We start from the raw sequence: 12062 nt of genomic DNA, 5'->3' as shown, positions 1-12062 counted from the left end.
AGCCCGAGCATGTTGTACATCCATTGTCCCCACTGTGGGGAACTGCGCTCCGAAGAAGAATTCCACGCCGCCGGCGAGGCGCACATCCCGCGTCCGCTGGATCCCGAGGCCTGCAGCGACGCGGAGTGGGGCGATTACATGTTCTTCCGCGACAACCCGCGCGGCCTGCGTCACGAGCTGTGGGTCCACGCTTCGGGCTGCCGCCAGTACTTCAACGCGACCCGTAACACCGAGACCTACGAAATTCTCGAAACCTATCCGATCGGCGAGCAACCCCGCTTCACCGCCGAGCGAGGAGAGCGCACATGAGCCAGGTCCATCGACTCACCCAGGGCGGTCGCCTGGACCGCAGCCAGGCCATCACCTTCACCTTCAACGGTCAGACCTACCAGGGCTTCAAGGGTGACACCCTGGCCTCGGCCCTGCTGGCCAACGGCGTGGACGTGATCGGCCGCAGCTTCAAGTACTCCCGGCCGCGCGGCATCGTCGCCGCCGGTGCCGAAGAACCCAACGCCATCATGCAGATCGGCGCCACCGAGGCCACCCAGGTGCCCAACGTGCGGGCCACCCAGCAGGCGCTGTACCAGGGCCTGGTCTCCGCCAGCACCAACGGCTGGCCGAGCGTCAACAACGACCTCATGGGCATCCTCGGCAAGGTCGGCGGCAAGATGATGCCGCCCGGGTTCTACTACAAGACCTTCATGTATCCGCAGAACCTGTGGATGACTTACGAGAAGTACATCCGCAAGGCCGCCGGCCTCGGCCGGGCGCCGACCCAGGTCGATCCGGATACCTACGACAACTTCAACCAGCACTGCGACGTGCTGGTGGTGGGCGGTGGCGCCGCCGGCCTGGCCGCGGCCCTGGCCGCCGGTCGCAGCGGCGCCCGGGTGATCCTGGCCGACGAACAGGAAGAATTCGGTGGCAGCCTGCTGGACAGCCGCGAGCGTCTCGACGGCGCCCCGGCCGCCGACTGGGCCGCCAAGGCCGTCGCCGAGCTGCAGGGCCTGGACAACGTGGTGCTGCTGCCGCGCGCCACGGTCAACGGCTACCACGACCACAACTTCCTCACCATCCACGAGCGACTCACCGATCACCTCGGCGATCGCGCGCCCCATGGCCAGGTGCGTCAGCGCCTGCACCGTGTCCGCGCCACCCGCGTGGTGCTGGCCACCGGCGCCCACGAGCGGCCGCTGGTGTACGCCAACAATGACCTGCCGGGCAACATGGTGGCCGGCGCCGTGTCCACCTACATCCGCCGCTATGCGGTGGCCCCGGGTCAGCGCCTGGTGCTGTCCACCAACAACGATTACGCCTACCGCGTGGCCCTGGACTGGCTCGAAGCCGGTCGCCAGGTAGTGGCAGTCGCCGATGCGCGTCCCAATCCCCGCGGCGCCTGGGTCGAGGAAGTGCGCAAGCGTGGCGTGCGCGTCATGGGCGGTACCGCCGTCAGCGAAGCCCGCGGCAATACCCGGGTGACCGGCGCCAAGATCGCCACCATCGACCTGACCGCCTTCCGTACCCTGGGTGGCGGCGAGTGGCTCGATTGCGACCTCATCGCCACCTCCGGCGGCTACAGCCCGGTGGTCCACCTGGCCTCGCACCTGGGCGGTCGTCCGCTGTGGCGCGATGACATCCAGGCCTTCGTGCCCGGTCCGGCGCCGCAGAAGCGCCTCTGCGCCGGTGGCGTGAATGGCGTCTTCGCCCTGGGCGATGTCCTGGCCGACGGTTTCGAGGCCGGCGCCACCGCCGCGGCCGAAGCCGGTGCCAAGGTGGTCAGCGGCGAGCTGCCCCAGGCCGAATTCCGTCAGGAAGAGCCAAGTCTGGCGCTGTTCCAGGTGCCCCACGACAAGCCGTCGTCGCGGGCCCCCAAGCAATTCGTCGACCTGCAGAACGACGTGACCGCCGCCGGCATCGAGCTGGCCTGCCGCGAGGGCTTCGAGTCCATCGAGCACGTCAAGCGCTACACCGCCATGGGTTTCGGCACCGACCAGGGTAAGCTGGGCAACATCAACGGCCTGGCCATCGCCGCCCGGGTGCAGAGCAAGGCCATCCCGGAAGTCGGCACCACCATGTTCCGCCCGAACTACACCCCGGTGACCTTTGGCGCCATCGCCGGTCGCCATTGCGGTGCCCTGTTCGAGCCCAAGCGCTACACCGCGCTGCACGCCTGGCACCTCAAGCAGGGCGCGCTGTTCGAGGACGTCGGCCAGTGGAAGCGCCCCTGGTACTTCCCCAAGGCGGGCGAGGACCTGCACGCCGCGGTCAATCGCGAGTGCCTGGCCGTGCGCCGCAGCGTCGGCCTGCTCGACGCCTCGACCCTGGGCAAGATCGACATCCAGGGCAAGGACGCGCGGGAATTCCTTAACCGCGTCTACACCAACGCCTGGACCAAGCTGGACATCGGCAAGGCCCGCTACGGCCTGATGTGCAAGGAAGACGGCATGGTCTTCGACGACGGCGTCACCGCCTGTCTCGCCGACAACCACTTCCTGATGACCACCACCACCGGCGGCGCCGCGCGCGTCTTCGAATGGCTGGAGCTGTACCACCAGACCGAATGGCCGGAGCTGGAGGTGTACTTCACCTCGGTCACCGACCACTGGGCGACCCTGACCCTGTCCGGTCCCAACAGCCGCAAGCTGCTGGCCAAGCTGACCGACATCGATCTGGACAACGCCGCCTTCCCCTTCATGGCCTGGAAGGAAGGCCAGGTGGGCGGGGTACCGGCGCGGGTGTTCCGGATCTCCTTCACCGGCGAACTCTCCTACGAGATCAACGTACCGGCCAACTACGCCATGGGCGTGCTGGAGCAGGTGGTCGCGGCGGGCAAAGAATTCGACCTCACCCCCTATGGCACCGAGACCATGCACGTGCTGCGGGCGGAGAAGGGCTTCATCATCATCGGGCAGGACACCGATGGTTCGGTCACGCCCCAGGACCTGGGCATGGGCTGGGCGGTGAGCCTGAACAAGAGCTTCTCCTTCATCGGCAAGCGCGGCATGCATCGCCAGGATTGCGTCCGCGAGAATCGCAAGCAGCTGGTCGGCCTCAAGCCCCTGGATGCCCGCGACGTCCTGCCGGAAGGTGCGCAACTGGTGTTCGAGCGCAACCAGCCGATCCCCATGGACATGGTCGGTCACGTGACCTCCAGCTACCACAGCGCGACCCTGGGCTACGGCTTCGCCATGGCCATGGTCAAGGGTGGCCTGGGCCGCATGGGCCAGACCGTCTACGCCCCGCTGGCCGATGGCCGCTACATCGCTGCCGAGATCGTCTCGCCGGTGTTCTACGACCCCAAGGGTGAGCGGCAGAACGTCGCCTAACGAGGATAGCGCCCCATGAACAACATCAATGTCTACGACCAATACTCCGCCACGGCGCGCGCCGAATCCCCGCTGTTCCACGCCGAGCTGAACAAGCTCGCCGGCCGCGGCCCGGCCACCGCCGGGGTGACCCTGCGCGAGCGGGCCCTGCTGGGGCATCTGGTCATCCGTGGCGACGCCCATGACGAAGGCTTCACCGGCGCGGTGCAGAGCGTGGTCGGCCTGGAAGTGCCCGGTCCCCTGGTAATCACCCAGAAGGGCGAGAGCTCGCTGCAGTGGCTCGGCCCGGACGAGTGGCTGCTGGTGGTGCCCGGTGGCAGCGAGTTCGCCACCGAGCAGGCCCTGCGCCAGGCCCTGGGCGAGCGCCATGTCGCCATCGTCAACGTCGGCGGTGGCCAGACCCTGGTCGAGCTCAAGGGCCCCAAGGTGCGTGAAGTGCTGATGAAGTCCACCTCCTACGACGTCCATCCGAGCAACTTCCCGGTGGGCAAGGCGGTGGGGACGGTGTTCGCCAAGTCCCAGCTGATGATCCGCCATACCGCGGAAGACACCTGGGAGCTGGTGGTGCGGCGCAGCTTCGCCGACTACGTCTGGCTGTGGCTGCAGGACGCGAGCGCCGAGTACGGACTGCGCATCGAGGCCTGATCGGTCGCTGCGTCCAGTCGTTCTCTCGAACCCGACCTGCGTGAGGCGCAGGTCGGGTTTTGTGATTCTGGCTTCATCTCCATGCAAAGGAATTCATCATGAGCCGCACGCCCGATACCTGGATTCTCACCGCCCAGAGCCCGAGTCGCCTCGGCACCGTGGACGTGGTCACGCGCTACCTGTTCGAGCAGGGCTGCTATGTCACCCAGCACCACAGCTTCGACGATCGTGAAGCCCAGCGCTTCTTCATCCGGGTGGAATTCCAGGTACCCAGCGACTTCAACGAAGGCCTGTTTCGCGTCGGTCTGGACCTGCGCTTCACGCCCTTCGACATGACCTTCGAACTGACCCCGCCCGGCTATCGCGCCAAGGTCGCCATCATGGTCTCCAAGGCCGACCACTGCCTCAACGACCTGCTCTATCGCCAGCGCATCGGCCAGTTGCCCATGGACGTGGTGGCGGTGATCTCCAACCACCCGGATCTGGAGCCCCTGGCGGCCTGGCACGGCATTCCCTATCACCATTTCGCCCTGGATCCCCAGGACAAGCCGGCCCAGGAGGCCAGGGTCTGGCAGGTATTGCAGCAGACCGGTGCCGAGCTGGTGATTCTCGCGCGCTACATGCAGGTGCTGTCGCCCGAGCTGTGCCGTCGCCTCGACGGCTGGGCGATCAACATTCACCACTCGCTGCTGCCCGGCTTCAAGGGCGCGCGGCCCTATCACCAGGCCTATGCCAAGGGCGTCAAGCTGGTGGGCGCCACGGCGCACTACATCAACAACGACCTGGACGAAGGCCCCATCATCGCCCAGGGCGTCGAGTCCGTGGACCATGCCCACTACGCCGAGGACCTGGTGGCCCGCGGCCGCGACATCGAGTGCCTGACCCTGGCTCGGGCGGTGGGCTATCACCTGGAACGCCGCGTCTTCCTCAACGCCGGGCGGACGGTGGTGCTCTAAGGCCTTCCCGCTACCGCTCCAGGCGGGCTGCGAGATCGCCGAGGCGCTCGCAGCGCCCCTTGCCCCTTGCCGGTAGCCTTGCAGGGTTTCCGGCTGGGTCGCTGCCATGGCCGTAAGACGATGACTCGGATCGTCATCGAGGCAATGGCGGCAAAAGCGCTTCTGCGCCACGTCGATTCCAACCGATGACTGCCATTGAAACGTTTAACGTTATTCGTTAAATTTTTCTTGACCAGCTGCGTTAGGGTGGCCTGATGATACTGAGCTTCACGTGCAAGGATACGCAGGCGCTGTTTACCGATGGCAACAATCGGAAGTGGAGCCAGATTGCCAATGTGGCGACACGCAGACTGACGGCGCTGAGTGAGGCGGTGGAGTTGCGCGACCTCAGATCGCCGCCCGGTAATCGTCTCGAGCTCCTGGAAGGGAAGCGGAAGGGTCAGCACAGCATCCGCATAAATGACCAATGGCGGATCTGTTTCGAATGGACGCCGCAAGGACCAGCCAACGTCGAGATAGTCGACTATCACTGAAAGGCCGGCACTTGCCAAATCAGGCGCTGGCTCAGGTATCGATCAAGATCCGACCCATGTCTTAGCCCTATCCGGAAAGAAAGAGGTAACGCCATGCTGACCAACGGAATGCGCCCGGTTCATCCCGGGGAGATTCTGCGGGAAGACTATCTGGTCCCCATGAACATGACGCCATCGGCCCTGGCCCGTGCGCTGGGCGTCTCGGCACCTACGGTAAACGACGTGGTACTGGAGCGTCGCGGAATCTCTGCGGATATGGCCTTGCGGCTTGCCGCTGCCTTCGATACCACGCCGAATTTCTGGATGGGCCTTCAGGCCACCTATGAACTGCGGGTGGCGGAAACCTCGAAGGGCGAGCTGATCCGCCAGCAGGTGAAGCCACTGCACGTCGCCTGACGACGTTCCACTGGTTTGAGCATGACGAGCCGGACGTCTGTAGTGCCTTTTGCGCTATCTGGTCGCGCAAGATGCAGAACGGGGTGCCTTGAGACGCTACCCATTGCATCGGGGAACAGGCGCCGTGTCGGTCATAGAGGCTTGGGCTTCAGGCTGGTAGGGACGGGGCGGGGGCGAGAACGTTAGGCCTGAAGCCTTCATAAACGTTCAGGGTAGGGCCGCATAGTGGTCCTGCCAGGCTCCTGACCACCCGCCTTCGCAGGGAGCGGCGGGTGGTCGGGGAACGGTCAGCCCGCCTGGGACAGGGTGGAGCGGACCGCGGGCGGGGCGACGTCTTCGCCGGCCTTTTCCAGGTTCTTGCCCAGCAGGGCGTGGTAGAGCTCCTTGTCACCGAGGATGCCCACGGCGCGGCCATCGGTCTCCAGCACCAGCTTGTGCCCGGTGTGGTAGCGGATCTCCAGGGCGTCGCGCATGCGGATATCGGCCGGTGCCAGGGTCGGCTGGCGTTGCAGGCTGTTGATCGGCATACCCGGGGTCCAGCGTTGCAGGGCCAGGCTCTCGCCGCCGCGGCGCAGCGCCTTGACCGTCTGATTGTCCAGGGCCAGCCAGATGTCGTGGCTGCGCTCCAGGCAGATCTCGTTGCCCTCGCGCCCGCACTTGTCCAGGCCGCGCATCAGGCTGTAGCCGCTGAGCACGTTGAGCGGATTGGTGTGGGCGACGAAGGTGCGCACGTATTCGTCCGCCGGATTGAGCACGATGTCCTCGGGACGACCATGCTGGATGATGCGACCGTCCTTCATGATGGCGATGTTGGTGCCGATCTTGAGGGCTTCGTCGAGGTCGTGGCTGACGAAGACGATGGTCTTGTTGACCTTGGCCTGCAGTTGCAGCAATTCGTCCTGCAGCTGCTGGCGGATCAGCGGATCGAGGGCGGAGAAGGGCTCGTCCATCAGCAGGATGTCGGCGTCCATGGCCAGGGCGCGGGCCAGGCCGACGCGCTGCTGCATGCCACCGGACAGGGAGTCGGGCTTCTTGTTGCGCCACTGGGTCAGGCCGACCAGCTCCAGCTTCTCCTCGACCAGCTTCTTGCGCTCGGCGGCCGAGCGGCCCTGCATCTCCAGACCGAAGCCGACGTTCTCGGCCACGGTCAGCCAGGGCATCAGGGCGAACTTCTGGAACACCATGGCGATGCGGGTGGTGCGCATGTCCTTGAGCACCGCGGGCGAGCAGTTGGCGATGTCCACCTCGCTGCCCTTGTGCTCGATCAGCAGCTTGCCGCGACTCACGGTGTTGAGGCCGTTGATGCAGCGCAGCAGGCTGGACTTGCCCGAGCCGGACAGGCCCATCAGCACGCAGATCTCACCCTTCTGGACCTCCAGGCAGGCGTCCTCGACACCCAGCACCTGGCCGGTCTCCTGGAGGATCTCGCTGCGACCCTTGCCCTGGTCGAGCAGCTCCAGGGCGCGCTTGTTCTGCTTGCCGAAGATGACGTCGACGTGTTCGAAACGTATGGCGGTCATGATTTACTTAACCTCGCGAGGGGCGGGTTGCTTGCACACCCGGTCGAGTAGGATGGCGATCAGGACGATGGACAGGCCGGCTTCGAAGCCCAGGGCGATGTCCGCGGTGTTGAGGGCGTTCACCACCGGCTTGCCGAGGCCGTCGGCACCCACCAGGGCGGCGATCACCACCATGGACAGCGACAGCATGATGCACTGGGTGATGCCGGCGCCGATGCTGGGCATGGCGTGGGGTAGCTCGATGCGGGTCAGCAGCTGCCAGCGCGAGCAGCCGAAGGCCTTGCCGGCGTCCATCAGCTCGGCGGGAACGTCTTGGATGCCCAGGCAGGTCAGGCGGATCGGCGCGGCCACGGCGAACACCACCGTGGAAATCAGCCCGGGCACCACGCCCAGGCCGAACAGAGTCAGGGTCGGAATCAGATAGACGAAGGTGGGGACCGTCTGCATCAGGTCCAGGACCGGGCGCAGGCCGGTGTAGAACCAGGGCTTGTGCGCGGCGACGATGCCCAGCGGTACGCCGACGGCGATGCACACCAGGGTGGCGAAGACCACCTGGGCCAGGGTTTCCATGGTTTCCTGCCAGTACCCCAGGTTGAGGATCAGCAGCAGGGAGACGAGGGCGAAGATCACCAGGCCGATGCTGCGTTGCAGCAGATAGACCCCTACCGCGACCAGGGCAATGAAGGCCAGCGGGTTGAACCACATCAGGCCGGCGGTGAGGCCGTGGATGAGGCCGGACAGCACATCGGAGATCTTGTCGAAGACGCTGGCGCCATGCAGCGTCAGCCAGTCGATGAAGTCGGCGATCTGCTGACCGAGAGGGAGCTTGTGGTCGGTAAGTAACATAACGGTGCCCGTCAGGTAGGAGTGGACAGGTCGAAGCACGAGAACCGCAGATTCGTGCTTCGGCTGTGGCAGTACCCGCCCGAACTGGCGCGGGACAGTCGAATGTTATTGTTCTATCAAGGGGCCAGGGTGGCCTTGGCCGCTTCCAGCGCAGGCTTGCCATCGCGGGTGGTCACGCCGGCCAGCCATTGGTCGAGCACCTGCGGATGGGCCTTGAGCCAGGCCTTGGCGGCGGCGCTTGCGGCTTGTTTTTCGTTGAGGACCTTGTCCATCAGCTGGTTTTCCATGTCCAGGGTAAAGGACAGGTTGGTCAGCAGCTTGCCCACGTTGGGGCATTCCTGGACGTAGCCCTTGCGGACGTTGGTGTAGATGGTGGCGCCGCCGAAGTTGGGACCGAAGACGTCGTCGCCGCCTTCGAGATAGGCCATCTTGAAGCGGGTGTTCATCGGATGGGGTTCCCAGCCGAGGAAGACCACCCACTGCTGGCGGCGCTCGGCGCGCTGGATCTGCGACAGCATCCCCGCCTCGCTGGATTCCACCAGCTTGAACTTGCCCAGGTCGAAGGTGTTCTTGTCGATCATGCCCTGGATCAGGCGATTGCCGTCGTTGCCCGGCTCGATGCCATAGATCTTGCCGTCGAACTTGTCGGCGTTCTTGGCGATGTCGGCGAAGCTTTTCACCCCGGCGTCGTAGACGTACTGGGGCACGGCCAGGGTGTACTTGGCGCCCTCCAGGTTGGCGCGTACGGTCTCGACGCTGCCGTTGTCGGCATAGGGCTTGATGTCCGCCGCCATGCTCGGCATCCAGTTGCCGAGGAAGACGTCGATGTCCTTGTTCTGCAAGGACTTGTAGGTGACCGGTACGGAGATCATGTTGGTCGTGGTCTGGTAGCCGAGGGCGTGCAGCACCTCGCTGGTCACGGCCGTGGTCACGGTGATGTCGGTCCAGCCGACATCGGCAAAGCGCACCTTGGCACAGGAAGCCGGTTCAGCCGCCTGAACAGCGAGTGGCGCCAGCAGGGCGGCACTCAAGAGCCAACGGGAACAACCTTTCATGGACACATCTCCTTGCGTTTGGCGGGGTACCTTTCGGTGCGCCCCACGTGTATTTATCTGTAACCCATCCCCCCAGGCTCGCCTACCGCCTGCGTCGCTACCAGTGTACGCGGCGTCGTAACCAGAAGCGGAGATGTCGTATCCAGCGTGAGCCCCAGGGCACGTCCGCGCCCGGAGCGCTGTGGCAGAGCGAGAGAGGCGGGCAGCAGCGTCCCTCGCCGTGGCGGAACGCTGGCCAGAGGCGCTGGCGTCGGCCGGAGCGGCCCTGGATCAGTTGGCCAGACTGGCCTTCACCGCCACGCTACCCGGTGCGCCGCTGCGGGTGGCGACGCCCTTGAGCCAGGCGTCGAGGCGTTCGGGATTGCGCTTGAGCCAGTTGCGCACGGCGCGACGCGGATTGTCCTTTTCGTTGAGCACCCGATCCATCAGCTGGTTTTCCATGTCCAGGGAAAACACCAGGTTGCCCAGCAGCCGGGCCACGTTGGGGCACTGCTGGGCGTAGCCCTTGCGCACCACCGTGTAGACCGTCGCCCCGCCCTGGTTCGGGCCGAAATACTCGTCGCCACCGTCGAGGTAGGCCAGCTTGTGCCGGACGTTCATCGGATGGGGTTCCCAGCCGAGAAAGACGATCCACTGGTGGTCCAGGAGTTCCTTCATCCGCACCTGGGTGAGCATGCCCTGCTCGCTGGATTCATCGAGCTTGAAGTCGCCCAGGCCGAAGGCGTTGCTGGCGATCATCTTCTTCACCAGGGCGTTGCCGTCGTTGCCGGGCTCGATGCCGTAGAGGGTGTGATCGAAGCGCTCGGCGAAGCGGGCGATATCGGCGAAGTTCTTCACCCCGGCGTCATAGACGTACTGGGGGACCGCCAGGGTGTAGCGGGCCCCTTCCAGGTTGGCGTGCAGGCGTTCGACCGCACCCGCATCAACCCGCGGCTGACTGAGCTTGGCCTGCGCCGGCATCCAGTTGCCGAGAAAGACATCGGCCTCGCCCGCGGCCAGGGCGTCGTAGGTCTGCGGCAGGGACAGGCGCAGCACCTCGGTCTCGTAGCCGAGGGCGCTGAGCAGATAGCGGGCCGTGGCGTTGGTGATATTGAGATCCGACCAGCCGACATCGGCCAGGCGTACCTGCTGACAATTCTCGGCTTCGCCTGCCTGTACGGCAGCGCTCAGCAACAGACCGGACAACCACAGCGCTGGGGAGATTTTCATCCTGAACTCCAGGGGTCGCGAGGGGAAGGGCCGCTGGCCGCTGCACGTACCGGTCCGTCTGGCCCGGGGCCTGGTGGCTTTTCGCCATAAGTGGCCAGAAGGGCGACGGACGGTCGCAGGGCCTGACCTACAACCGTGCCCGTTGAGTCGCCATGCCACATTTTGGCGCGCGTCGGTTACGTCTCGGTGTTACCGATGGCGTCCTCCTGGCGAAGTGCCATCGGCAAAGGGTCGGTCTCGGATCAGAAAGGTCGCAAATAAAAACCCTAGCTAATCAACGTCATTGAGCGCTGCTGAATGGGTTGTTCGTGCCAGACAGCTTGCCTGGGCAGGGGTTCACCCAGTTTCGGCATGGGAATTGCGACATGACTTATGCGTCCGCGACACATCTTTCACCCAACGTTGTCCGTCGCACCTCATTAGAGCCCAGCCAAGGGCCCCAGCCTGCGTGAAGGAGATTCAAACCATGTCGCCCATTCCCACCTCGTCACAGGCCCGTGCGATCCAGTCCATCGGCTTTCTGCTGCTGGACAACTTCACACTCATCTCCCTGGCGTCGGTGGTGGAGCCGCTGCGCATGGCCAACCAGCTGTCGGGACGGGAACTCTATCGCTGGTGCACCCTGAGCCTGGACGGCCGACCGGTGCGGGCGAGCGATGGCCTGCAGATCACCCCGGACAGCGCCGTGAGCGCCGCCCCGGTGATGGACATGGTGATCGTCTGCGGCGGCGTAGGCATCCAGCGCAGCGTGTCGCGCGAACATTGCACCTGGCTGCAGAGCCAGGCGCGCCAGGGCCGCAAGCTGGGCGCGGTCTGTACCGGCAGCTGGGCCCTGGCCCGGGCCGGCCTTCTCGATGGCTACGACTGCAGCGTGCACTGGGAAACCCTGGCGGCCCTGCAGGAAGCCTATCCGCGCGTGGTGCTCAGCACCCGCCTGTTCACCATCGACCGCAATCGCTGCACCGCCTCGGGCGGCACCGCGCCGATGGACATGATGCTGCACCTGATCGGTCGCGAGCATGGCCGCGAGCTGTCGGCGGCGATCTCGGAAATGTTCATCTACGAGCGCATCCGCAACGAGCAGGATCACCAGCGCGTTCCCCTCAAGCACATGCTGGGCACCAACCAGCCCAAGCTGCAGGAAATCGTGGCGCTGATGGAAGCCAATCTCGAAGAACCCATCGACCTCGACGAACTGGCGGTCTATGTGGACGTGTCCCGACGCCAGCTGGAGCGGCTGTTCCAGAAGTACCTGCACTGCTCGCCGTCGCGCTACTACCTCAAGCTGCGGCTGATCCGCGCCCGGCAGCTGCTCAAGCAGACCACCCTGTCGATCATCGAGGTGGCCTCGGTGTGCGGCTTCGTCTCTACCCCGCACTTTTCCAAGTGCTACCGCGAATACTTCGGCATCCCGCCGCGCGACGAGCGCCAGGGTCCGACCATCCAGCAGCCCATCGCGCTGATGCCGCTGTCCCAGGAATTGTCGCTGATGCCGGCCTCGTCCGCGCTGGCGGCCCTGAGCCAGGCCCAGGGCGAATCCACCTTTGCCAGCGTGCGGCTGTAAGCCGCCTGCGGC

At 65.3% G+C, this 12062-nt stretch carries 11 protein-coding genes; 7 read left to right on the top strand and 4 right to left on the bottom strand.

Features of this window, described 5'->3' with window-relative positions:
• Positions 1–9 precede the first annotated feature (9 nt).
• The 6 genes from PSK12I2_RS0112250 (at position 10) to PSK12I2_RS0112225 (ending at position 5856) form a co-directional block, all read left to right on the top strand.
• Entirely contained in the window at positions 10–309 is a 300-nt protein-coding gene (locus PSK12I2_RS0112250) for a sarcosine oxidase subunit delta (RefSeq protein WP_017639232.1), read from the top strand.
• On the top strand, positions 306–3326 hold the full coding sequence (locus PSK12I2_RS0112245) for a sarcosine oxidase subunit alpha (protein ID WP_027598627.1): 3021 nt from the start codon (positions 306–308) through the stop codon (positions 3324–3326). The genes PSK12I2_RS0112250 and PSK12I2_RS0112245 overlap by 4 nt, the downstream gene beginning before the upstream one ends.
• A 15-nt stretch (positions 3327–3341) precedes the next feature.
• Complete coding sequence (locus PSK12I2_RS0112240) at positions 3342–3971, top strand: sarcosine oxidase subunit gamma (protein WP_027598626.1); 630 nt, start codon at positions 3342–3344, stop codon at positions 3969–3971.
• A 98-nt stretch (positions 3972–4069) separates the two neighbouring features.
• Positions 4070–4927: a formyltetrahydrofolate deformylase gene (locus PSK12I2_RS0112235; protein ID WP_027598625.1), complete on the top strand. Its 858-nt coding sequence runs from the start codon at positions 4070–4072 to the stop codon at positions 4925–4927.
• 254 nt (positions 4928–5181) lie between these two features.
• Positions 5182–5460 (top strand): type II toxin-antitoxin system RelE/ParE family toxin, encoded by a 279-nt coding sequence (locus PSK12I2_RS0112230; RefSeq protein WP_027598624.1) that lies wholly within the window; start codon positions 5182–5184, stop codon positions 5458–5460.
• Between the two features lie 93 nt (positions 5461–5553).
• Entirely contained in the window at positions 5554–5856 is a 303-nt protein-coding gene (locus tag PSK12I2_RS0112225) for a HigA family addiction module antitoxin (RefSeq protein ID WP_027598623.1), read from the top strand.
• A 287-nt stretch (positions 5857–6143) separates the two neighbouring features.
• Here the strand turns inward: PSK12I2_RS0112225 and choV are convergent, their stop codons facing one another.
• The 4 genes from choV to choX form a co-directional block, all read right to left on the bottom strand.
• On the bottom strand, positions 6144–7376 hold the full coding sequence (choV, locus tag PSK12I2_RS0112220; protein ID WP_027598622.1) for a choline ABC transporter ATP-binding protein: 1233 nt from the start codon (positions 7374–7376) through the stop codon (positions 6144–6146).
• A 3-nt stretch (positions 7377–7379) separates the two neighbouring features.
• Entirely contained in the window at positions 7380–8222 is an 843-nt protein-coding gene (choW, locus tag PSK12I2_RS0112215; RefSeq protein WP_027598621.1) for a choline ABC transporter permease subunit, read from the bottom strand.
• Positions 8223–8338: 116 nt separating this feature from the next.
• Positions 8339–9277, bottom strand: coding sequence for a choline ABC transporter substrate-binding protein (locus PSK12I2_RS0112210; protein WP_027598620.1), 939 nt, complete (start codon positions 9275–9277; stop codon positions 8339–8341).
• Positions 9278–9547: 270 nt separating this feature from the next.
• Positions 9548–10486, bottom strand: a complete 939-nt coding sequence (gene choX, locus PSK12I2_RS0112205; protein ID WP_027598619.1) for a choline ABC transporter substrate-binding protein — start codon at positions 10484–10486, stop codon at positions 9548–9550.
• Between the two features lie 466 nt (positions 10487–10952).
• Between choX and PSK12I2_RS0112200 the strand changes: the two genes are divergently transcribed.
• Positions 10953–12050, top strand: coding sequence for a GlxA family transcriptional regulator (locus tag PSK12I2_RS0112200; RefSeq protein ID WP_037006569.1), 1098 nt, complete (start codon positions 10953–10955; stop codon positions 12048–12050).
• Positions 12051–12062 lie beyond the last annotated feature (12 nt).

The organism is Pseudomonas sp. MOIL14HWK12:I2 (assembly GCF_000510745.1).
Lineage (GTDB): Bacteria > Pseudomonadota > Gammaproteobacteria > Pseudomonadales > Pseudomonadaceae > Chryseomonas > Chryseomonas oryzihabitans.
The sequence above is the reverse complement of the archived record's forward strand: the minus strand, read 5'-3'. Positions and strand labels throughout refer to the sequence as shown.